Source organism: Ralstonia sp. Ralssp110 (genome assembly GCF_047325135.1).
GTDB classification, from domain to species: Bacteria; Pseudomonadota; Gammaproteobacteria; order Burkholderiales; family Burkholderiaceae; genus Ralstonia; species Ralstonia mojiangensis.
Genome location: NZ_CP168610.1, coordinates 1,117,164 through 1,137,834, shown reverse-complemented (window position 1 = coordinate 1,137,834; position 20,671 = coordinate 1,117,164). Strand labels below are relative to the sequence as shown.

Genomic DNA, 20,671 nt, shown 5'->3' with positions numbered 1-20,671 from the left:
AGCGCAAACAAAAACAGCCGGCAATGCCGGCTGTTGTCTTTGGTACGTCAGGCGCTCAGCGTTTCTTCGACCCGCCCAGAATGCTGCCCAGCACGCCGCGCACGATTTCGCGCCCGACGGTGGAACCGATGGTGCGCATCGTCGACTTGGCCAACGTTTCGACAATCGAATCGCCACGGCCGCTGCGGCCCGTGCCCTTCGTGAGGATCGAGCCGACATCGCCCAGCCAACCGCCGCTGCTCTCCTGTTGCGCCGGCGCAGGTGCAGGCGTGGGCACTGAGCCCGTCGATGCCCCGAAGTCCGTGCCGATGGAACCCGGAGTCGGCACCGATGCCGCCCCGCCCTTCGCCACGCGACCACTCAGGATTTCGTACGCCGATTCGCGGTCGATTGCCGTGTCGTAGCGGCCGGCCACCAGCGAATTGCTCATCAGCTCGCGGCGCTCGTCATCCGAGATCGGGCCGATGCGCGACGCGGGCGGGACGACAAACGCACGCTGCGTGATCTCCGGGCGACCGCCCTCGTCAAGCATGGAAATCAGCGCCTCGCCCACGGCAAGTTCGCCGATGGCTTCTTCGATGCTGAACTCCTGGTTCGCGCGCATCGTTGTCGCGGCCGCCTTCACGGCCTTCTGGTCGCGCGGGGTGAAGGCGCGCAACGCGTGCTGCACGCGGTTGCCGAGCTGGCCGAGCACCGTGTCCGGCACGTCGGCAGGGTTCTGCGTCACAAAGTAAACGCCCACGCCCTTGGAGCGGATCAGCCGCACCACCTGTTCCACCTTCTGCAGCAGCGACGGTGGCGCATCGTTGAACAGCAGGTGCGCCTCGTCAAAGAAGAAAGCGAGCTTGGGCTTGTCCACGTCGCCCACCTCGGGCAGATGCTCGAACAGCTCGGAGAGCATCCACAGCAGGAACGTCGCGTACAACTTGGGCGCATTGAGCAGCTTGTCGGCCGCCAGGATGTTGATCACGCCCTGGCCGCGCACGGTCTGCATCAGGTCGTTGATGTCGAGCATCGGCTCGCCGAAGAACTGGTCGGCGCCCTGCTCTTCCAGGGCGATCAGGTTGCGCTGTATGGCCCCGATGCTGGCCGACGAGATGTTCCCATACTTGTTCGTGTAGTCCGACGAATGCTCGCCAACGTGCTGGAGCATCGCGCGCAGATCTTTCATGTCGAGCAGCGCGAGGCCCGAGTCGTCCGCAATCTTGAAGACGAGGTTCAGTACGCCGGTCTGGATGTCATTCAACTCAAGCATGCGCGAGAGCATCAGCGGGCCCATGTCGGACACGGTGGCGCGCACGGGGTGGCCGCGTTCGCCATACACATCCCACAACGTGACGGGGCAACCAGCCCATTGCGGCTCTTCCAGGCCGCGCTCCTGCAGGCGGGCCTTGAGCTTGTCGTTCGACTGGCCGGCTTGCGAAATGCCGGTCAGATCACCTTTTACGTCGGCCAGAAAGACTGGCACACCAATCTTCGACAAGCCCTGGGCGATCGTTTGCAGGGTGACGGTCTTGCCGGTGCCAGTGGCGCCGGTGATCAAGCCATGCCGGTTGGCGAGCTGGGGCAACAGCACCAACTCCGCTTTGGCGTTCTTGGCAATCAGGATGGGATCGGTCATGGCGTTTGGACAAGGATCAATCTGGGGGGATGACACACCAGCAAGTCGACCGGATGGACGGGGCGGCGGGCGTGTGCAGCATGCTAAAATCCGCGACCGATTATAGAGCGTGCAGGTGGCGTCAAACCGCCATCTGGGCGCCAGATTCCACTGCATTCCGCTCGGAGAGTTTCATGGCCGGTCATTCCAAATGGGCCAACATCAAGCATAAGAAAGCCGCTGCCGACGCCAAGCGCGGCAAAGTTTGGACGCGCCTGATCAAGGAAATCACCGTGGCGGCCCGCCTGGGCGGCGGCGATGCCGACTCCAACCCGCGCCTGCGCCTGGCCATGGACAAGGCCACCGACGCGAACATGCCCAAGGACAACATCAACCGCGCCATCCAGCGCGGTGTGGGCGGCCTGGAAGGCGCGAACTACGAAGAAATCCGCTACGAAGGCTACGGCATCAACGGCGCAGCCATAATCGTCGACTGCCTGACCGACAACCGCACGCGCACCGTGGCTGAAGTCCGGCACGGCTTCGACAAGTACGGCGGCAACATGGGCACATCGGGCTCCGTCGCGTTCCTGTTCGACCACATCGGCCAGTTCATCTTTGCCCCCGGCACGCCGGAAGACAAGCTGATGGACGCCGCGCTGGAAGCCGGCGCCGACGATGTCGTCACGCATGAAGACGGCTCGCTCGAAGTCATCTGCCCGCCCCACGATTTCGCCAAGGTCAAGACCGCGCTGGAAGCCGCCGGCTTCAAGGCGGAACTGGCCGAAGTCATCATGAAGCCGCAGACTGAAGTCGAGTTCACCGGCGAAGACGCGGTCAAGATGCAGAAGCTGCTCGACGTCCTGGAAAACCTGGACGACGTGCAGGAAGTCTTCACCAACGCGGTCATCGGGGAGTAAGCCCCGGACACGCGCATAACGGCGATCGACCTCACGATCGCCGTTTTTGTTTTCCAGATTTCGAATCGGATTTTGCAATTTCAGGTAGGTACAGCATGAAAGTGATGGTGGTCGGTTCGGGCGGTCGAGAGCACGCCCTGGCATGGAAGCTGGCACGCTCGCCCAAGGTGCAGGTGGTATACGTAGCCCCCGGCAACGGCGGCACGGCGCTCGACAAGCGCCTGCAGAACCTCCCGATCACGGATCCGGAAGTGCTGGCCGCCTTTGCTGAGCGCGAAGGCATCCACTTCACGGTGGTGGGGCCAGAGGCACCGCTGGCCGCCGGCATCGTCGACCTGTTCCGCGCCAAGGGCCTGCGCATCTTCGGGCCGACCAAGGCCGCCGCACAGCTCGAATCGTCGAAGGATTTCGCCAAGGCGTTCATGCACCGCCACGGCATTCCGACCGCCAAGTACCAGACCTTCGGCGATGCTGCGCAGGCACATGCGTACGTTGACCAGGAAGGCGCCCCGATCGTCATCAAGGCCGATGGTCTGGCCGCCGGCAAGGGCGTGGTCGTGGCGATGACGGCCGAAGAAGCGCACAGCGCCATCGACATGATGCTGGCCGACAACCGCCTGGGCGACGCTGGGGCGCGCGTGGTGATCGAAGAATTCCTGGCCGGCGAAGAAGCGAGCTTCATCGTCGTGTGCGACGGCAAGAACGTCGTGGCACTGGCCACCAGCCAAGACCACAAGCGCCTGCTCGACGGCGACGCCGGCCCCAACACGGGCGGCATGGGCGCCTACTCGCCTGCGCCAGTCGTTACGCCGACGCTGCACGCCCGGGCGCTGCGCGAGATCATCCTGCCGACCATCCGCGGCATGGAGAAGGACGGTATCCCGTACACCGGCTTCCTGTATGCCGGCCTGATGATCGATGCAGAGGGCAACCCCAAGACGCTCGAATTCAACTGCCGCATGGGCGACCCGGAAACGCAGCCCATCATGGCGCGCATGAAGACGGACCTGTACGACGTGCTCGACCGCGCCATCGACGGCAAGCTCGACGGCATGGAGCTGGACTGGGACCGCCGCACCGCGCTGGGCGTGGTGATGGCCGCCCACAACTATCCGGACACGCCGCGCAAGGGCGACGTCATCACCGGCATCCCGAAGGAAACCGAAGACAGCGTCACGTTCCACGCCGGCACCACGCTCAAGGACGGCGTGCTGACCACCAACGGCGGCCGGGTGCTGTGCGTGGTCGGCCTTGCCGATACCGTCAAGGCGGCGCAGCGTGCGGCGTACAACGCCATCGAGCAGATCCACTTTGACGGCGCCCAGTACCGGACCGATATCGGACATCGCGCCATCCGCCATTGAGCGACAGCCCGCCGCGCCAATGCCCCACGATGGGGCAGGCGCGGCATCCGTCACCCCGGGTGATCCCCAACTTGCCCGCGCGGCCCGCCCGCTACAATGGTGACACCCGTATGACTCGGCCCGACTCGCCCCTACGAGCGGCCTCCTCCTGATCGCATGGATACCCAAGCCGTCCGCGCCTACCTGCTGGACCTGCAGGACCGCATCACCACTGCCGCCAGCGCGCTGGACGGCGGCACATTCAGCACCGACGCGTGGGAAAAACCGCCCACCGAGCGCCTGCGCGGCAGCGGCCGCACCCGCATCCTCGAAGACGGCGCAATACTTGAGCGCGGCGGCGTCGGTTTTTCGCACGTGATGGGCGACACCCTGCCCCCCTCCGCGACCGCCAACCGGCCCGAATTGGCCGGGCGCGGGTTCGAGGCGATGGGCGTGTCGCTGGTCTTCCATCCGCGCAACCCGTACGTGCCGACGGTGCATATGAATGTGCGCTGCTTCGTCGCCGTGCGCCCCGATGCCGAGCCCGTCTGGTGGTTCGGCGGCGGCATGGATCTCACGCCTTACTACGGCTTCGCCGAAGACGCCTCTCACTTCCACCGTACCTGCCAGGGCGCCCTGGCCCCCTACGGCGATGAGCTGTACCCCCGCTTCAAGCAATGGTGCGACGACTATTTCTATCTGAAACACCGAAAGGAAGCGCGCGGCGTCGGCGGCATCTTCTTCGACGACTTTGCCGAGCTGGGCTTCGAGCGCAGCTTCGAGATGATGCGCTCGGTGGGTGACGCCTTCCTGCCGGCCTGGCTGCCCATCGCCGAGCAACGCCACGCCACCCCCTACGGTGAGCGCGAGCGCGCATTCCAGGCCTATCGCCGTGGCCGCTACGTCGAGTTCAACCTGGTATTCGACCGCGGCACACTGTTTGGCCTGCAAAGCGGCGGCCGCGCGGAATCGATCCTGATGTCGATGCCGCCGGTGGCCAATTGGCGTTACGACTGGCAGCCGGAACCGGGTTCGCCGGAGGCCGCGCTGTACACCGATTTCCTGCCGGCGCGCGATTGGGTATGACGCTGCCCTCATTCGTGCGCCCCGATCTCGATCGCCCCTACCGGCTTGGCTTGCTGGGCGGCACGTTCGATCCGCCGCACGTCGGCCACATCGCCCTGGCTGAGCTGTGCATTGCCCGCCTCGACCTGGATGAGCTGCTGTGGATTCCGACCGGCGTGTCTTGGCAGAAGGCCGCTGACATCACACCCGCACCGCTGCGCTTTGCCATGACCGAACTGGCCGCCAAAGCGGTACGCAGTGGCCGCGCGCGCGTCCACGTGAGCAGCATGGAAGTCGACCGCCACGGGCCCAGCTACACCATCGACACCGTACGTGAATTGCGCGGTGTTTACGGCCCGGATACCTCCATGGCATGGCTCATGGGCGCCGACCAGCTCGTCGGCCTGGACACCTGGCACGGCTGGCAGGACCTGTTCGAATACGTTCACTTGTGCGTCGCCACACGCCCCGGTTTCGACCTTCAGGCGCTACATGCGCCGGTGCAGGGCGAACTCGATGTGCGCCGGGCCGACACGGCATTGATACAATGCGCACCCGCAGGCCATATGTGGATCGACCAGACCCTGGCTGTCGACCTGTCATCCACCCGCCTGCGCCGGCAGCTTGCCACCGGCGCGCGCTGCGACACCGACCTGCCCGCCGGGGTGGCCGACCTGATCCAATCGCATTCGCTGTACCGCCGTGCCAATGGCACGGTCAGTGCTTGACCGCGTGATTGACCACATTCACGCGTTTTTTCTGACCTTTTTCTCGCCCTTTAAACGTTCTTCTCACTCAGTATGGATATTCGCAAACTACAACGCGTGATCGTCGACGCGCTCGAAGACGTCAAGGCGCAAGACATCAAGGTCTTCAATACGACCCACCTGACCGAACTGTTCGATCGCACGGTCATCGCCAGCGGCACGTCCAATCGCCAGACCAAGGCGCTGGCCGCATCGGTGCGTGACGCCGTCAAGGAAGCCGGCGGCCACGTCATCGCCGTGGAAGGCGAAGACGTGGGCGAATGGGTGCTGGTCGACTGCGGCGACGCCGTGGTCCACATCATGCAGCCGCAGCTGCGCCAGTACTACAACCTCGAAGAAATTTGGGGCGACAAGCCGATGCGCATCGAACTGGGCGGCACCGGCAAGCGCGGCCTGCCCAAGGCCAGCGAAGGTTACGACGACGAGGAAGACGAGGCCGAAGAGGTCACGCCGGCCAAGCGCCGCACCACCAAGCCGAAGCTGGCAGGCGAACGCCCGACCAAGGCCGCCGCACCGGCCAAGAAGGCGCCCGCCAAAACCGCCGCCAAGAAGCCGGCCACCAAGCGGGCAACCGGTGCTGGCAAGACCGCCACCAAGACCGCCGCAAAAACGGCAACCAAGACGGCAGCCAAGCGCGCTCCGGCCAAGAAGCGCGCAGCGTAACGTCGAGCGCGCAGTCTCGCCATGCAGTTGCTGATCGTTGCCGTGGGGCACAAGATGCCGTCCTGGATCGAGGACGGCTTCTCTGAATATGCCAAGCGCATGCCGCCCGAACTGCGCATCGAACTGCGCGAAATCAAGCCTGAGCAGCGCTCCGGCAGCCGCACGGCCGCCACCGTCATGCAGCTTGAAGCAGCGCGCATTGAAGCCGCGCTGCCCAAGGGCTGTCGCATGATCGCGCTGGATGAGCGCGGCAAAGACCTCACCACAGTCGCACTCGCAGAATCCCTCGCCGGATGGCAACAGGAAGGCGGCGACATCGCCTTCGTGATCGGCGGCGCGGATGGGCTGGACCCGGCGCTCAAGGCCAAGGCTCGTATGCTGATCCGCCTATCGAGCCTGACGCTGCCGCACGGCATGGTGCGCGTGCTGCTGGCCGAACAGCTCTACCGCGCGTGGAGCATCACGCAAAACCACCCATACCACCGCGTATGACCATGGATGCACCCGGCGCGCCACACCTCTATCTCGCCTCGCAGAGCCCGCGCCGGCAGGAACTATTGCGCCAGATCGGCGCGCGTTTCGAGCTGCTGCTGGCCAACGACGATGAAGATGCCGAAGCGCTGGAAGCCGTGCTCCCCGGCGAGACGCCCGACGACTACGTCCAACGTGTCTGCGCATTGAAGGCACAGGCCGCGGTGCGCCGCCGCATCGCGCGCAACCTGGCCGCCCTGCCGATCCTCACGTCGGACACCACGGTATGCCTGGGCGGCGAGATCCTCGGGAAACCGACCGACGCAGCCGATGCCCACCGCATGCTGCGCGCGATGTCCGGCCGCAAGCACCGTGTGCTGACCGCCGTAACGGTCGTCACCACCAGCGGCACGCCGATGCACGCGCTGTCCATTTCCGACGTGCGCTTTGCGGTGCTGACAGACAACGACATCGCCCGCTACATCGGCAGCGGCGAGCCCTTCGGCAAGGCCGGCGCGTACGGCATCCAGGGCCGCGCAGCCGCCTTTGTGGCCCATATCTCGGGAAGCTATTCGGGTATCATGGGTCTACCCTTGTTCGAGACCGCAGCACTGCTCGCACAGGCGGGCATCACGCTGTAACTCGCCCCTGACCGGCCGCTGAAGCACGCACCGGACAGCGTGCGAGGGCCGGTTTCAAGACACGCTTCGGGCGCATACGATCAAGCCTGGAGGCGGGTGCTGAAACCCGCTCTCCTGGTACCTCTCCATGTCCGAAGACATCCTCGTCAATATCACGCCGCAAGAAACGCGCGTGGCCATCGTCCAGCAAGCCGCCGTTCAAGAGCTGCACATCGAGCGTACGCTGACGCGCGGCCTGGTCGGCAACATTTACCTTGGCAAGGTGGTGCGCGTGCTGCCCGGCATGCAATCGGCCTTTATCGATATCGGGCTGGAGCGCGCCGCGTTCTTGCACGTTGCCGACATCTGGCACCCGCGCGACGCCAAGGACGCGCCGCCCACCCCGCAGGTCGCCATCGAGAAGACGCTCTTCGAAGGCCAGGCGCTGATGGTGCAGGTCATCAAGGATCCGATCGGCACCAAGGGCGCTCGGCTGTCCACGCAAGTCAGCATTGCCGGCCGCACGCTGGTGTATCTGCCGCAAGACCCGCACATCGGGATCTCGCAGAAGATCGGCAACGAGGCCGAGCGTGAGGCGCTGCGTGCGCGCGTGACTGCCATGGTGCCTGCTGAGGAACGCGGTGGCTTCATCGTGCGCACCATCGCCGAAGAGTCGACCGACGAAGAACTGGCCAACGACGTCGCTTACCTGCGCAAGATCTGGGCGACCATCCGTCACAACGCGACCACCCTGCCCGCGCCGTCGATCCTGTATCAGGACCTGAACCTCGCCCAGCGCGTGCTGCGCGATTTCGTGACGGACGAAACCCGCAGCATCCAGGTCGATTCGCGCGAGAACCACCAGAAGCTCGTCGAGTTTGCGCAGGAATACACGCCGGCCGTGGTCGAGCGCCTGACGCATTACACCGGCGAACGGCCGATCTTCGACCTGTACAACATCGAGGCGGAGGTTGAGCGCGCGCTGTCGCGCCGGGTCGACCTGAAATCGGGTGGCTACCTGATGATCGACCAGACCGAGGCGATGACGACCATCGACGTCAATACCGGCGGTTACGTGGGCGCGCGCAACTTCGACGACACGATCTTCAAGACGAACCTGGAAGCAGCGCACACCATCGCGCGGCAACTTCGGCTGCGCAACCTGGGCGGCATCATCATCATCGACTTCATCGACATGGAGTCGGCCGAGCATCGCGACGCGGTGCTGGCGGAACTGCGCAAGGCGCTGTCGCGCGACCGCACCCGCATCACCGTCAACAGTTTCTCGCAGCTTGGGCTGGTGGAGATGACGCGCAAGCGCACGCGGGAGTCGCTCGCGCATGTGCTGTGCGAGCAGTGCCCGGTGTGCCAGGGCAAGGGTCAGGTGAAGACGCCGCGCACCGTGTGCTACGACATCCTGCGCGAGATCATGCGTGAGTCGCGGCAGTTCAATCCGCGCGAATTCCGCATCCTTGCTTCGCAGTCGGTCATCGACCTGTTCTTGGAAGAAGAAAGCCAGCACCTTGCGATGCTGGGCGACTTCATCGGCAAGCCGATTTCGCTGCAGGTGGAATCGTCGGCGGCCAGCCAGGAGCAGTACGACATCATTCTGATGTAGCACTGCGCCCAGCGCGGCAGCTACGGTTTGACCGGGCTGCCGTGCGAAACCGGCGCAGCTGCCATGGATGCTCGGGCACGCTCCGTTAGACGCGGAATCTGCTCGCGCATGGCGAGCAGCGCGGCCAACACCACCAACATCACGATTCCGAGCATGGCCAGATAGGCCACGGAGCCGCCAGCGGTGATGACGATTGCGCCGGCAAACGCGCTGAGAATTGCGCCCAGCCGCCCAAATGCCACCGCCGATGCCGTGCCTGTCGCGCGCACGGCCGTCGGATAAACGTAGGCGCACAGCGCATACATCGTCGATTGCACAGCATTGACGAACAGCCCATGCAGCCCCAGGCCGACGATCAGCAAGTTCGTGTTGAGCTTTGCATCGACACCCTGCAACGCAAAGGCGCTCACGGCCGCGCCCACGCAACACAGCGCCATTGGCCAACGCGATCCCCACCGTGCGATCGTCACCGCGCAGACCAACGCGCCGATCACCCCGCCCAGGTTGTACGCCGTCAGTCCCGAGCCCGCCACGCTCACGCTCAAACCTTCTGAAGCCAGCATCGTCGGCAGCCAGCTGAACGCTGCGTACACGGCGAGCAGACACATGAAGAAGGCCGCCCACAGCGCCACCGTGTCGCGTGCCTGCCCCGGCGCGAAAAGCGAGCGGAAACTGGCGTGCTGAATGACCTTCTGACCCGCCACATCGGCAAACGCCGTATTGGCGGGTACATCGCGCCCCATCTTCGACAGCAGATGCGCCAGTTGCGGCCAGTGCGATTGGCGACGCGCCAGGAAGCGCGGCGATTCAGGCAGCGCGACCACCAGCACAAATCCGAGCACGAGCGGTAGCGCACCGCCAATCCAGAACAGCCCGCGCCAGCCATAAAGTGGCAGCACGTGGCCGGCAAACAAGCCCGCCAGCATCCCGCCCAGCGGCACGCATACGATCGTGGCCGTCACGGCCAGCGTGCGACGACGCGCAGGCGTGAACTCCGCCGTCATCGTCGTGGAGCTTGGGAGCGCGCCGCCAATGCCCAGGCCTGCGATAAATCGCAGCGCGGCAATCGTCGCCACATTGGGTGCGAAACCGATCGAGCACGTCGCTATGCCAAACACGAACACGCTGCCGATCAACGCCCAGCGTCGCCCAAAGCGATCGGCAAACAGGCCCGCCAACGCGCTGCCCAGCCCCATGCCGATCAGGCCGGCCGCCACCGCTGGGGCGAACGCATTGCGCGTGATGCCCCACTCCTTGATGAGTACGGGGATGGCGAAGCCGATCAACTGGCCGTCGAAGCCGTCCATGACGATAGCGAAGGCCGCAAGCAGCACCGCCAACTTCTGTGCAAGGGAAAACGGCCCGTCATCAAGGACCGTACCGATATCGACCGTGGTGGAGTTCTGACTCATGCCGGCCTCCGCTGGGATGCCAAACATGCGAAAGCGCAATGCAATACCACCGCCGCGCTCACCAATCTGGAACTGCTCATCATGTGGTTGTCTCCGTTGATGTGGCGTCTGCGCGCCATCGAATGAAAGCTTGGGTCGCTCGGCCCGCTAATGCTCCTGCTGGTGTGCGGCCTGCGCCTGCACCTGCACCAACCGCACAAGCTGCATCAACGTCTCTGTGTGCGGCACAGGCACGCCATGCCGGCGGGCTGTCGCCACAACGGCGCCGTTGATGGATTCGATCTCGGTCGGCCGCCCGGCCAGCACGTCCTGCAGCATCGACGGCTTGTGCCCGCGATGCGCAACGATGGCGTGCCGCACGTTGTCGTTCACCTTGGCGGCGTCAACCGTAACGCCGCTGGCACGGGCCACGGTCAGCACTTCGCCCACAATGGTCAACGCCAAGGCTGGGCCGTCTTCTATCGCGCCCAGCGCGTCGACGGGCCGATTCAGCACGGTGCACAGCGGATTCAGCGCGGCGTTGAAGGCGACTTTCTCCCACACCGCGCCCCACACGTTGGCATCGGCCTGGCAGTTCAGCCCGGCGGCGCAGAGCGCATCGACCACGCGGGCCAGCATCGGATGCGGCGCGCCGTCTGCGGTCATCAGCCGGATCGCGCCCGCGCCGTGGGAGCGCACGTGGCCCGGCCCGGCAAGGTCAGCCGGCCACGTCGTCACGCCAACGAAGATCCGCTCCCCCGGCACGACCGACGCCAGCGCCTCTACATTGCCGAGCCCGTTCTGCAGCGTCAGGACATGCGTCGATGCGCCGATGAGATGACGCACGCTCGCCAATGCGGCCCGTGTGTGCATCGCCTTGGTGAAGACGATCAGCAAATCCGGCACGTCTGTCGCATCGCCGGGACGCAGGGCCTGCAGATTGCGGACGTGCCGGTCGCCGGTGGCGGTTTCCAGCCGCAAACCGTGTGCGGCAATCGCGTGCAGATGCGCATCGTTGATGTCGAGCAGCGTGACGTGTTGATCAGCTTCGGCCAGCAGCCCGCCAAACAACGAGCCCATCGCGCCCGCCCCCAGAATTGCGATCTTCATCGGCATCTCAGCTCAGAACGGGTAATGGCGCGGCGTGGTCTGCACCGTCATCCAACGCAGCTCGGTGAACTCCGCCACGCCAGCGCGGCCGCCGAAGCGCCCGAAGCCGCTTGCCTTGACGCCACCAAACGGCATCTGCGCCTCATCGTGGACGGTCGGTCCATTGATGTGGCAGATGCCAGATTCGATGCGGCGAGCGACGTTCATCGCGCGTGCTACATCGCGGCTGAACACGGCGGACGACAGACCATATGCGTTGTCATTCGCACAGGCAACGGCGGCATCGTCGCCGCTTACGCGCACGATGCCCTTGACGGGGCCGAACGATTCTTCCGCATAGATCAGCATGTCGGGCGTGACGTGGTCGAGCAGCGTGGCGGGCATCAACGTGCTGGTGGCCTTGCCGCCGCACAGCAGTTTCGCGCCTTTGGCGAGGGCGTCGTCGATGAGGTGATTGCAGCGATCGACAGTGCTCATGTCGACCACCGAGCCCAGCACCGCCGGCCCTTTGCGCGGATCGCCCAGCGGCAGCGCTGCAGCCTTGGCCGCCAGCTTGGCAACGAACGCATCGGCGATGGACTCGTCCACGATGATGCGCTCGGTGGACATACAGATCTGGCCAGAATTGGCGAATGCGCCAAACGCCGCACCATCGACCGCGGCATCGATATCCGCATCCGACAGCACCAGCAGCGGCGCCTTGCCGCCCAACTCCAGCACCACAGGTTTCAGATACGTCACGCAGGTCTGCGCGATGATCCGACCCACGCGCGTGGAGCCAGTAAAGTTGACGCGCCGCACGGCCGGGTGCGCGATCATCGCTTCCACCACCGCGCCCGCATCGGCCGGAGCATTCGTCACAAAATTGACGACGCCGTTTGGCAAGCCCGCCTCTTGCAAGGCTTCAATGATGAGCCCGTGCGTGGCGGGCGAAACTTCCGAGCCCTTGAGCACGACGGTGTTACCGCACGCCAGCGGCAACGCAATCGCGCGCACGGCGAGGATGACCGGCGCATTCCACGGCGCGATGCCCAGCACGACGCCTGCCGGTTGGCGCACGCCCATGGCGAGGCTGCCGGGCACGTCGGACGGAATGATCTCGCCCGCAATCTGCGTGACCATGGCGGCGGCTTCCTGCAAGCCGCTCGCGGCCAGATGCACGTTGAATCCGGCCCACAGTGCGGAGGCGCCTGTTTCGGCAGCCATCGCTGCGGCAAATGCCTCGCCCTTGGCTTCAAGCGCTTGTGCAGCACGCATCAGCAACGCACGGCGCTCGGTCGGGCCCATCGCCGCCCAGGCCGGGATTGCGGCTGCAGCGGCATCGACGGCGCGGCGCGCGTCGTCCACCGTGGCGGCGGGTGCACGCGTGGCCACGGTGCCGTCGAGCGGGTTACGCCGCTCGAAGACGGCGCCACTGGCAGCTTGCACTCGCTCGCCGTTGATCAGCATCGAGATGTTCTGCGCCGCGTCCAGCGGGGCGACATTCGTGTTCGTCATCAGTCGATCTCCACTTCAATCAAGGTTGGTCCGGTCGATTGCAGCGCGGTGCGCAGCACGGCCTCCAGCGCATGCGGGTCACTCACGCGCTGGCCGGTGCAGCCCATGGCGCGGGCCAGGCCGACAAAATCGATGCCGTGCAGATCCGTGCCCTGCACAGCGTCGGTCGGCGCAAAGCCGAACACCGGCGCGAAATCCTGCAGGGCCGCATAGCGGCGGTTGTTCAGGATCACGAATGTCATGGGCAACTTGAGCAGCGCTGCGCTCCACAGCGCCTGGATGGAATACATGCTCGATCCGTCGCCAATCAGACCAATCACGCGTGTGCCCGGTTTGGCGAGTGCCACGCCAACTGCGGCCGGCATGCCGTAGCCCAAGCCGCCGCTGTCCATCGTGTAGAACGCTCCCGAACGTCGCATCGGCAAGTAAGCCTGCATGGTTGAGCGCGCACTCGGAGCCTCTTCGACGACGATGTCTGCCGGGCCGCGCACCGTATCGAGCGTCTGCAGAACAAAGGCGACCGACATGGGCGAGCCCGGCTCGGCTCGCGGCGATTTGACGCGTGGCGCAGGCAGCGGCCGTGCCGGTGGCGCTGGGCGGGCGAGCAGATCCAGCACACCCAAGCGGATGTTGCCGACGGCGGAAATGCCCTCAGGCGTCCACGCAGCGGTCGCTGGATCGTCGATCAACTGCACGAGCTTCGCACCGACCGGCACATGCGGCCCATGGCCTTCCACGTGATACGTAAACGCCGGGGCGCCGAGTGCAAACACCACGTCGTGCCCCTGCAACAGGCTGACGATCTTTTCACGCATCGCGGGCAGGAAACCGGCGAACAGGCGGTGGTCTTCGGGAAACGCGCCACGCCCGGCCATTGGTGCGGTGAACACGCGCGCGTTGTGCCTCTCGGCGAGTTGCACGACGGCGTCCCACGCGCCAGCGCGGTCAATTGCTGCCCCCACCACGAACGCCGGCCGCTGCGCCGCGTCAAGCAGGTCGCCGATACGCGCTAACGTGGCAGGATCGGGCCGCACCGCGGTGGCAACTTCGTGCACGGCAACGGGCTCCGTCGGCTGATCCCAGTCATCCACCGGAATCGACACCAGAACGGGGCCTCGCGGCTCCTGCATGGCGATGTGATATGCACGGGCCAGCGCCAGCGGCACGTCCTGCGCACGCGCGGGCTCGATGCTCCATTTGACGTACGGCTTGGCCAACTCGGTCGCCTGGTTGGAAGCGAGGAACGGGTCGAACGGCAGGATCGACCTCGCCTGCTGTCCGGCGGTGATCACCAGCGGCGTGCGATTCTTGAAGGCCGTAAAGATGTTGCCCATGGCGTTGCCAACACCGGCCGCCGAGTGCAGGTTCACCAGCGCGGCATTGCCTGTGGCCTGTGCGAATCCGTCCGCCATGCCCACCACCACGGCTTCCTGTAACCCAAGGATGTAGCGAAAATCCTCCGGAAAATCGCGAAACATCGGCAGCTCGGTCGAGCCCGGATTGCCGAACACGTGGGTCATGCCGAGCCGGCGCAGCAGCTCGATGGTGGCGTCGCGCACGGTGGTCAGCGCGAGCGAAGTGCGGGTCATACTGGCAGCCTCCTTGGAACAGGCTGCCAGTATGGAACCCGTAGTTCTTAACGCGATATTGAATTATTTCGCCAAAGTCATTACCTTTTGGCATGACTTTCGATCTGCGCCAGTTACGCGCCTTTACCACCATCGTTTCTGCGGGCAGCCTTGGGCGTGCGGCAGAGGTTCTCCACGTCACGCAGCCGGCGCTCAGCCGCATCATCAAGCGGCTGGAAGACGAGATCGGCGCACCGCTATTCGAGCGGCATTCCAAGGGAATGCAACTGACCGCCATCGGGCAGGCGCTCCTGCCGCACGCGTCGCTGCTGCAGCACGAGGCCGATTACGCACGCGAAGAAATCGACGCGATGCGCGGCCTCGCCAAGGGCACCATCCGCGTGGGCGCGGTCGGGAGCATTGCGAGCTATGTGTTGCCGCTGGCCGTCGGCACGTTGGTCGCACGGTGGCCGAACCTGCGCGTGGAAATTCTCGAAGGCGTGTGGGATCGCTTGGCCGAAGGACTGGTCAAGCACGAAATCGATCTCGCGTTGTCGATGGCGATGCCGGATACCGACGAAATCATCGCTATCGCGGATTGCCGCTGGGAGGATGCGAGTTTCGTGGTCGCATCGCCGGAGCATTCGCTACGCCATCGCCCTGGCCTGACATTGGCCGATACGCTGGATGCATTCTGGGCCGTTCCGCCGCGCGGTACCGGCCCGTACGAGCACATGCGTCAGGTATTCGAGGCAGCCGGACTTGGCTTGCCGAACATCGTGGTGGAAACGCGCTCGGTGACGGCACTCAAGAGCCTCGTGGCGCGCTCCGGATTCCTGAGCTGGATGGCAGAACCGATGATCGATGCGGAGCGCCGCGCCGGCGTGATCGAGCCGCTGCCGATTCCCGGCTTGGTGGCGCGCCGCACCCTCACGGCGTTCCGGCGTCGACACGGCATCCTGCCGAGCCCCGCCGTCAAGCTGCTCGAAGCGCTGCGCGAGCTGACGGCGTAGGCCCGTTGCGCCCTATTTCTTCTCGCGCGGCAAGCGGCCGAGCAGGAAGAACTCGTCATTGGGCCGCATCGAAATTACATTCGCCATGCGGTTCGACAGGCCAAAGAACGCGGTGATGCCGGTGATGTCCCAGATGTCCTCGTCATCGAAACCGTGCGCGCGCAACGCTTCATAGTCGGCGTCATTGACGGTGTGCGAAGCGGTGCAGACCTTCATCGCAAAGTCGAGCATGGCGCGCTGGCGCGGCGTGATGTCGGCCTTGCGGTAATTGACGGCAACCTGGTCGGCCACCAGCGGATTCTTCTCGTAGATGCGCAGGATGGCACCGTGCGCGACCACGCAATACAGGCATTGGTTGGCGGCGGAAGTGGCGACCACGATCATCTCGCGCTCGCCCTTCGTGAGGCTGCTGCCTTCGCGCAGCATCAGCGCATCGTGGTACGCGAAGAAGGCGCGGCATTCGTCGGGCCGATGCGACAGCGCCAGGAAGACGTTCGGCACAAAGCCTCTCTTCTCCTGCACTTCCAGGATGCGCGCACGGATGTCTTCGGGAATGTCGGCCAGTTCAGGAACAGGGAACCGGCTAATGGGCGGCGTGGTGGTCGTCACGATGTCTCCTTTGATTTGAGCATCCTGAGCACGCCGCCCGAAAGGCAAGGCTTACTGGGTAGCGAACTGGATGCGATGGAGTCCAGCATACAACCCATCGCGCTCGATGAGTTCGCGGTGCGTTCCGGCTTCGGCGATCTTGCCGTGCTCCAGCACGATGATGCGGTCGGCGTTTTCGATGGTCGACAGACGGTGCGCGATCACCAGCGTCGTACGCCCTTCCATCAGGCGTTCGAGCGCGGCCTGCACTTGGCGCTCAGACTCCGAATCCAGCGCGGAAGTCGCTTCGTCCAGGATCAGGATTGGCGCGTCTTTGTAGATCGCGCGGGCAATCGCCAGGCGCTGGCGCTGGCCACCGGACAGCTTCGAACCGTTGTCGCCGACATTGGTATCGATGCCCTCGGGCAGGTTGTCGACCACATCGGTCAGATAAGCCGCTTCCAGCGCACGGCGCACGCGGGCCATGTCGATCTCAGAGGCGTCGCGCGCGCCATAGGCCACGTTGGCAGCGATGGTGTCATTGAACAGCACCACATCTTGGCTCACAAAAGCGATCTGGCGGCGCAGGTCATACAGCGCCAGATCCGCCAGCGCATCACCATCGAGCGAGATCGTGCCCGAGGTCGGATCGAAGAAGCGCGGGAGCAGGTTCACCAGCGTGGTCTTGCCGCTGCCCGACGGCCCGACCAGCGCGACGACCTCGCCCGGCTTGACGTGCAGATTCACGTTGTCGAGCGCTGCCCGACCATCTTCGCCGTAACGGAAGGTGACGTTGTCGAAGCGGACATCGCCGCGGGCGCGATCGATCTTCTTGCCGCCTTCTTGCGGTTCGATCGGCGTGTCGATCAGGCCGAAAATAAACTCGGCGGCGGTCAGGCCCCGCTGCAGCGGCTGATTCACGTCGGTCAGGTGCTTGAGCGGCGAAATCAGCAACAGCATCGCCATCACAAAGCCGGTAAAGCCGCCGACCGTGGTCTGATTGGCCTGCGCCTGCATCATGGCAATGGCCAGGATGATCGACAGCGCCAGCGCGGCCAGAAACTGCGTCACCGGCTGGTTCAGGCCACCGGCCACGGCCACGCGCATGGCGTAACCACGCAGACGATTCGTCATGGCATTGAAGCGCAGCGATTCATACGCCTCGCCACCGTGCAGCTTGACGACCTTGTAACCGCCCACGGCCTCTTCCACCACATAGGCGGCCTGGTTGGTCAGGTTTTGGCTCTCGCGGTTGAGCGAGCGCAGGCGGCGGTTGATACGCGACATCAGCAGCCCGATGATCGGCAGGATCACTGCCACCACCAGCGTCAGGCGCCAGTTGGTATAGAACAGGAAAATCAGCAGCGCCAGCACCGTCATTGAATCGCGCACCAGCGTGATGAACACACCGGTCAGCACCTGCAGCACCTGGTTGACCTCAAAGATGACCGCGTTGATGATCGACGCCGCCGTATTGCGCTGATAGTACGAAGCCGGCGCCTGCAGCAGGCGCTCGAACATCTTCATCCGCAGATTCAGCAGCACCTTGTTCGACACGAGGCTCAACAGATACGTCGATGCAAATTGCGCGATGCCGCGCACCACGGCAATACCCACCAACATGGCAGGCACCTGCCACAGCTTGCCGGCGTATTCACCGCCGAAGCCCTGATCCAGCAAATCCTTCACGACTTTGGGGATGATCCCCTCCGTGGCTGCCACCACGCCCATGGCAACCATTGCCAGGATGAAAGCGGTCAATTCGGGGCGCAGGTAGCCCCACAACCGCTTGAGCATCGGCTTGGCGGGCGCTGGGTGATCAGACTTTGCTTGTATACTCACGGCGTTTTCAAATGAGGGTGGGCAGCTTGCGTCGCATGGCGATCGGCTCTGCCGACATCAAGTGCGTTGCAGCGGCTGTCATCCGACAGACGGGCGACCCGGCATTTTAGCGGCAATCCACCACCCGGCCCATCCTGCTGCGCAATCCCCGGTCAAGACGGACCGACGCATCATCTGACGCTTCCGCAATGAGTTCGCGCGTTCCCACGTTTTTCATCAATCTTGACCACGACGCCGGTCGCCGCGAGGCACTGGAACGCCAGCTCGATGCGTTTGGCCTGCCGCATAGCCGCTTCCCCGGTGTGTACGGCAAGACACTTCCCGCCGACGAACTTGCGCGCCACTATGACCACGCACGCGCTACGAGCCAAAGCCGAGAGTTGACCGTCGGTGAAGTCGGCTGCGCGCTGAGCCACCTTGGCGTTTACCAAGCAATGATCGAGCAGGACTTGCCCTACGCGCTCATTCTGGAAGACGACGCGAAACTCGGGCCAGATGTGCCCGCCGTGCTCGACGCGCTGGCACAGAGCGTGTCACCCGACGAACCGGTCGTCACGCTACTCACGCACATCGACCGTTATTACAAACGTAGCGCCCGGCAACTGACAGCTGAGCACCGCACGGTCAAACTTGCCAACTACCAGTGGCTCGCGCATGGTTATTTCGTCACGCACGCCGCAGCCAAACGGATGGTCGAGCAGCTCTATCCCGTGTGGCTGGCCGCAGACTATTGGTACAAGTTCGAGCGTGAAGGCATCGTGCAGATGCGTGCAGTCGTACCTTATGTGATTGGCGTGCAGAACTTCGATAGCGGCTCAAACCTGGAAGCCGATCGCGCCATCAAAAGCCGCGAAGCCGACAACCGGCTCGGTGTCGGCCACCATCTGCACCAGATCTTTGTACGCAAGTTCCTCTATCAGATCTTCGTGCGGCCATTCCTCGGCATCGCCAAGCAGCAGAAGACTTGGTGAGCATGACGGCGCCCGCTCAGGCGCCTTGCTCTCGTAACTCTGTAAGCCCGGTTTCTGCTCGGATGGTGTCGGTATTGCGGCGAGCCATCATGCGCTGATAGTTGGGGCTCTCCTGCTCGCGCGATTGCTCGCGATGCCATAGGTGGAAGACTTCAGTCGCGCAGAAGCCGCGCTTGCGCCGCACGCCGGCGTTGTACAGGCGCACAACAAGGTCGGCGTCTTCATGGCCCCACCCGACGAAGCTCTGATCGAAGCCGTTCACGTGCTCGAAATCGCTGCGCCACACGCCAAGGTTGCAGCTCTTGATGCCGCGCAGGCTGGTGTCCTTGAACGTACGCGGCGCCCGCAAACCTGGCACCAATAGCGGCAGGAACTTGTTGATGCGCCCCGCACGCCAGGCGGCAAACCAATACGCGCGGTCCTTCAGGTGGATATCGATCTGCCGGGTAATGACTTCATGCGTCATCGCTTCATCGAGCAGGATGCGGCTGCCAGACACCAGGCGCCCCTGCTCGGCCAACGCGCGGTGCCGGGCCACAAAATCCGGACGCGGCACGCAATCGCCATCGAGAAAAACAAGGTAATCGGCATCCGTCGCCAGCACGCCTCGGTTGCGTATCTCACCAGCACGAAAGCCGTCGTCTGGGTGCCAGACATGGCGCAGCGGATACGGCGCGACCTTGGCAGCGGCTTCGACCGCCACGCGTGTGTCATCGCGCGAACCGTCGTCGGCGACGACGACGTCGAATGCGCGGTCGGTCTGGGCGCCACACCCTGCCAGCACGCGGGCAAGCGCGTCCGGGCGGTTATACGTCGTAACGATGAGGGCGATGCGACGCGGCGGCTCAGCGCTTGCCATGACGATGCAGCATCATCAGCTTGATGTAGCGGTAATAGGTGCCTTCGGCGTTCGACACGGCGAGCATGAAGCCCTCCGCGCCATCGAGAAAGCCGCGCTGGATGATGTACGTACGGATGAACGCCCAGAGCCCGTGGCCTATCGCGCTACCGAGCGACGCGCGCTTGCCCTTGGCATAGGCTGCGGCTGCACCGGCGGTCGAATAATCGTTGGCCTTATCGAGCGCAGCCCGCAGGTCCGGAATCGAGTAGTGAATGATCGGCGCGCGGAAGTCGCCCACCGTCCCCTCGAAGACCAGGTGCGAGTGCACCGGTGCGTCGAAGAACGTCACCTGCTCGCGCTTAAAAAAACGACGAATGCGGTCCGGCCACCAGCCCGAGTGTTTCATGAAGCGGCCACAAAAACTGGAACTGCGCGGCATGGAGTAGACAGTGTGCGAGCTGCCCGATTCCAGTACGGCGATCATCTCGGCCCGCAATTCGGGGCTGATGCGCTCGTCGGCATCCAGCGAGAGCACCCAGTCGGTGCGCGCCTCGCGCAGAGCGCGGTTGGACTGTTCGCCGTAGCCGGGCCAGTCGGTCTCGAACACGCGCGCACCGAGTTGGCGGCAGATGTCCTGCGTGCCGTCCGTGCTACCGGAATCGAAGACGATGACATCGTCCGCCCAGTCGCGCACGGAACGGATGCAGTCGCCGATATCAGCGGCTTCGTTCTTGGCGACGATGATGACAGCGAGCGTGGCTCGATTGGATGCGGACATGCGAA

Annotated in this window: 19 protein-coding genes; 10 read left to right on the top strand and 9 right to left on the bottom strand. The window is 64.5% G+C overall.

Features of this window, described 5'->3' with window-relative positions:
- Nucleotides 1-55: 55 nt before the first annotated feature.
- Nucleotides 56-1,621 carry a helicase HerA-like C-terminal domain-containing protein gene (locus ACEN9T_RS14005; protein WP_413708021.1) on the bottom strand — a complete coding sequence of 522 codons (1,566 nt, stop codon included), beginning with the start codon at nt 1,619-1,621 and terminating at the stop codon, nt 56-58.
- Nucleotides 1,622-1,794: 173 nt separating this feature from the next.
- On the opposite strand from ACEN9T_RS14005, the gene ACEN9T_RS14000 reads away from it, so the two are divergent.
- The 8 genes from ACEN9T_RS14000 to rng all read left to right on the top strand — a co-directional run bounded on the left by ACEN9T_RS14000 (nt 1,795) and on the right by rng (nt 9,067).
- Nucleotides 1,795-2,520: a YebC/PmpR family DNA-binding transcriptional regulator gene (locus ACEN9T_RS14000; protein WP_092969365.1), complete on the top strand. Its 726-nt coding sequence runs from the start codon at nt 1,795-1,797 to the stop codon at nt 2,518-2,520.
- Nucleotides 2,521-2,615: 95 nt separating this feature from the next.
- Nucleotides 2,616-3,884, top strand: a complete 1,269-nt coding sequence (purD, locus tag ACEN9T_RS13995; RefSeq protein WP_027680945.1) for a phosphoribosylamine--glycine ligase — start codon at nt 2,616-2,618, stop codon at nt 3,882-3,884.
- Between the two features lie 156 nt (nt 3,885-4,040).
- Entirely contained in the window at nt 4,041-4,949 is a 909-nt protein-coding gene (gene hemF / locus ACEN9T_RS13990; RefSeq protein ID WP_413708020.1) for an oxygen-dependent coproporphyrinogen oxidase, read from the top strand.
- Entirely contained in the window at nt 4,946-5,656 is a 711-nt protein-coding gene (locus tag ACEN9T_RS13985) for a nicotinate-nucleotide adenylyltransferase (RefSeq protein WP_413708019.1), read from the top strand. Before hemF ends, ACEN9T_RS13985 begins: the two co-directional genes overlap by 4 nt.
- A gap of 72 nt (nt 5,657-5,728) precedes the next feature.
- On the top strand, nt 5,729-6,358 hold the full coding sequence (gene rsfS / locus ACEN9T_RS13980; protein ID WP_413708018.1) for a ribosome silencing factor: 630 nt from the start codon (nt 5,729-5,731) through the stop codon (nt 6,356-6,358).
- A 21-nt stretch (nt 6,359-6,379) separates the two neighbouring features.
- Nucleotides 6,380-6,850, top strand: a complete 471-nt coding sequence (gene rlmH / locus ACEN9T_RS13975) for a 23S rRNA (pseudouridine(1915)-N(3))-methyltransferase RlmH (RefSeq protein WP_024975193.1) — start codon at nt 6,380-6,382, stop codon at nt 6,848-6,850.
- Complete coding sequence (locus ACEN9T_RS13970; RefSeq protein WP_413708017.1) at nt 6,847-7,470, top strand: Maf family protein; 624 nt, start codon at nt 6,847-6,849, stop codon at nt 7,468-7,470. Before rlmH ends, ACEN9T_RS13970 begins: the two co-directional genes overlap by 4 nt.
- Before the next feature lie 127 nt (nt 7,471-7,597).
- The gene (gene rng, locus ACEN9T_RS13965; protein WP_413708016.1) at nt 7,598-9,067 is read left to right on the top strand and encodes a ribonuclease G; all 1,470 of its coding nucleotides are present in this window, start codon (nt 7,598-7,600) and stop codon (nt 9,065-9,067) included.
- A 20-nt stretch (nt 9,068-9,087) separates the two neighbouring features.
- Here the strand turns inward: rng and ACEN9T_RS13960 are convergent, their stop codons facing one another.
- The 4 genes from ACEN9T_RS13960 to mdlC form a co-directional block, all read right to left on the bottom strand.
- A complete protein-coding gene (locus ACEN9T_RS13960) occupies nt 9,088-10,479 on the bottom strand; it encodes an MFS transporter (protein WP_413708015.1) in 1,392 nt (463 codons plus the stop codon).
- Between the two features lie 147 nt (nt 10,480-10,626).
- Nucleotides 10,627-11,568 (bottom strand): ketopantoate reductase family protein, encoded by a 942-nt coding sequence (locus ACEN9T_RS13955; RefSeq protein WP_413708014.1) that lies wholly within the window; start codon nt 11,566-11,568, stop codon nt 10,627-10,629.
- A gap of 12 nt (nt 11,569-11,580) precedes the next feature.
- Nucleotides 11,581-13,065: an aldehyde dehydrogenase gene (locus ACEN9T_RS13950; RefSeq protein ID WP_413708013.1), complete on the bottom strand. Its 1,485-nt coding sequence runs from the start codon at nt 13,063-13,065 to the stop codon at nt 11,581-11,583.
- Complete coding sequence (mdlC, locus tag ACEN9T_RS13945; RefSeq protein WP_413708012.1) at nt 13,065-14,654, bottom strand: benzoylformate decarboxylase; 1,590 nt, start codon at nt 14,652-14,654, stop codon at nt 13,065-13,067. Before mdlC ends, ACEN9T_RS13950 begins: the two co-directional genes overlap by 1 nt.
- A gap of 92 nt (nt 14,655-14,746) precedes the next feature.
- On the opposite strand from mdlC, the gene ACEN9T_RS13940 reads away from it, so the two are divergent.
- Nucleotides 14,747-15,646 (top strand): LysR substrate-binding domain-containing protein, encoded by a 900-nt coding sequence (locus tag ACEN9T_RS13940; protein WP_413708011.1) that lies wholly within the window; start codon nt 14,747-14,749, stop codon nt 15,644-15,646.
- Nucleotides 15,647-15,658: 12 nt separating this feature from the next.
- On the opposite strand, the gene ACEN9T_RS13935 is transcribed toward ACEN9T_RS13940, so the two are convergent.
- Together ACEN9T_RS13935 and msbA are read right to left on the bottom strand one after the other, a co-directional pair.
- Nucleotides 15,659-16,255, bottom strand: coding sequence for a peroxidase-related enzyme (locus ACEN9T_RS13935; RefSeq protein WP_413708010.1), 597 nt, complete (start codon nt 16,253-16,255; stop codon nt 15,659-15,661).
- A 51-nt stretch (nt 16,256-16,306) separates the two neighbouring features.
- Entirely contained in the window at nt 16,307-18,031 is a 1,725-nt protein-coding gene (msbA, locus tag ACEN9T_RS13930; RefSeq protein WP_092969325.1) for a lipid A export permease/ATP-binding protein MsbA, read from the bottom strand.
- A 233-nt stretch (nt 18,032-18,264) separates the two neighbouring features.
- Between msbA and ACEN9T_RS13925 the strand changes: the two genes are divergently transcribed.
- Nucleotides 18,265-19,047 carry a glycosyltransferase family 25 protein gene (locus ACEN9T_RS13925; RefSeq protein ID WP_413708009.1) on the top strand — a complete coding sequence of 261 codons (783 nt, stop codon included), beginning with the start codon at nt 18,265-18,267 and terminating at the stop codon, nt 19,045-19,047.
- Between the two features lie 16 nt (nt 19,048-19,063).
- On the opposite strand, the gene ACEN9T_RS13920 is transcribed toward ACEN9T_RS13925, so the two are convergent.
- Both ACEN9T_RS13920 and ACEN9T_RS13915 read right to left on the bottom strand, forming a co-directional pair.
- Nucleotides 19,064-19,906, bottom strand: coding sequence for a glycosyltransferase family 2 protein (locus ACEN9T_RS13920; protein ID WP_413708008.1), 843 nt, complete (start codon nt 19,904-19,906; stop codon nt 19,064-19,066).
- Complete coding sequence (locus tag ACEN9T_RS13915) at nt 19,893-20,666, bottom strand: glycosyltransferase family 2 protein (protein ID WP_092969316.1); 774 nt, start codon at nt 20,664-20,666, stop codon at nt 19,893-19,895. Before ACEN9T_RS13915 ends, ACEN9T_RS13920 begins: the two co-directional genes overlap by 14 nt.
- Nucleotides 20,667-20,671 lie beyond the last annotated feature (5 nt).

Excerpts from the sequence above, each read along its gene's own strand:
- ACEN9T_RS13940 (WP_413708011.1), top strand. The coding sequence starts at position 14,747 with ATGACTTTCGATCTGCGCCAGTTACGCGCCTTTACCACCATCGTTTCT.
- rng (WP_413708016.1), top strand. The coding sequence starts at position 7,598 with ATGTCCGAAGACATCCTCGTCAATATCACGCCGCAAGAAACGCGCGTG.
- ACEN9T_RS14005 (WP_413708021.1), bottom strand. The coding sequence starts at position 1,621 with ATGACCGATCCCATCCTGATTGCCAAGAACGCCAAAGCGGAGTTGGTG.
- ACEN9T_RS13950 (WP_413708013.1), bottom strand. The coding sequence starts at position 13,065 with ATGACGAACACGAATGTCGCCCCGCTGGACGCGGCGCAGAACATCTCG.
- mdlC (WP_413708012.1), bottom strand. The coding sequence starts at position 14,654 with ATGACCCGCACTTCGCTCGCGCTGACCACCGTGCGCGACGCCACCATC.
- ACEN9T_RS13925 (WP_413708009.1), top strand. The coding sequence starts at position 18,265 with ATGAGTTCGCGCGTTCCCACGTTTTTCATCAATCTTGACCACGACGCC.
- rsfS (WP_413708018.1), top strand. The coding sequence starts at position 5,729 with ATGGATATTCGCAAACTACAACGCGTGATCGTCGACGCGCTCGAAGAC.
- hemF (WP_413708020.1), top strand. The coding sequence starts at position 4,041 with ATGGATACCCAAGCCGTCCGCGCCTACCTGCTGGACCTGCAGGACCGC.
- ACEN9T_RS13915 (WP_092969316.1), bottom strand. The coding sequence starts at position 20,666 with ATGTCCGCATCCAATCGAGCCACGCTCGCTGTCATCATCGTCGCCAAG.
- rlmH (WP_024975193.1), top strand. The coding sequence starts at position 6,380 with ATGCAGTTGCTGATCGTTGCCGTGGGGCACAAGATGCCGTCCTGGATC.
- ACEN9T_RS14000 (WP_092969365.1), top strand. The coding sequence starts at position 1,795 with ATGGCCGGTCATTCCAAATGGGCCAACATCAAGCATAAGAAAGCCGCT.
- ACEN9T_RS13970 (WP_413708017.1), top strand. The coding sequence starts at position 6,847 with ATGACCATGGATGCACCCGGCGCGCCACACCTCTATCTCGCCTCGCAG.
- ACEN9T_RS13920 (WP_413708008.1), bottom strand. The coding sequence starts at position 19,906 with ATGGCAAGCGCTGAGCCGCCGCGTCGCATCGCCCTCATCGTTACGACG.
- ACEN9T_RS13960 (WP_413708015.1), bottom strand. The coding sequence starts at position 10,479 with ATGAGTCAGAACTCCACCACGGTCGATATCGGTACGGTCCTTGATGAC.
- purD (WP_027680945.1), top strand. The coding sequence starts at position 2,616 with ATGAAAGTGATGGTGGTCGGTTCGGGCGGTCGAGAGCACGCCCTGGCA.
- msbA (WP_092969325.1), bottom strand. The coding sequence starts at position 18,031 with ATGCTCAAGCGGTTGTGGGGCTACCTGCGCCCCGAATTGACCGCTTTC.
- ACEN9T_RS13985 (WP_413708019.1), top strand. The coding sequence starts at position 4,946 with ATGACGCTGCCCTCATTCGTGCGCCCCGATCTCGATCGCCCCTACCGG.
- ACEN9T_RS13955 (WP_413708014.1), bottom strand. The coding sequence starts at position 11,568 with ATGAAGATCGCAATTCTGGGGGCGGGCGCGATGGGCTCGTTGTTTGGC.